Source organism: Microbacterium sp. zg.Y909, from assembly GCF_024626565.1.
This window is the reverse complement of record NZ_JANJFJ010000721.1, coordinates 1-206: the sequence shown is the minus strand read 5'-3', so window position 1 is coordinate 206 and position 206 is coordinate 1. Positions and strand designations below refer to the sequence as shown.

At 68.9% G+C, this 206-nt stretch carries 1 protein-coding gene; it reads left to right on the top strand.

The features are described 5' to 3' along the window. The coding region (locus tag NQ160_RS24385; protein ID WP_257517537.1) for a hypothetical protein at positions 1–206 on the top strand (206 nt) is incomplete at both ends.

The following is a 206-nucleotide window of genomic DNA, read 5'->3' as shown; positions in this document are numbered from 1 at the left end:
GTCGGAGTTGCAGTGGGAAGAGATCGACCGGCGCGCGGTGGACACCGCTCGAGTGCTGGCAGCCGATGCCGTCGAGAAGGTCGGCAACGGCCACCCCGGCACCGCGATGAGTCTCGCACCGGCGGCCTACCTGCTGTACCAGAAGGTCATGCGGCACGACCCGACCGACACCCACTGGCTCGGCCGCGACCGCTTCATCCTCTCGG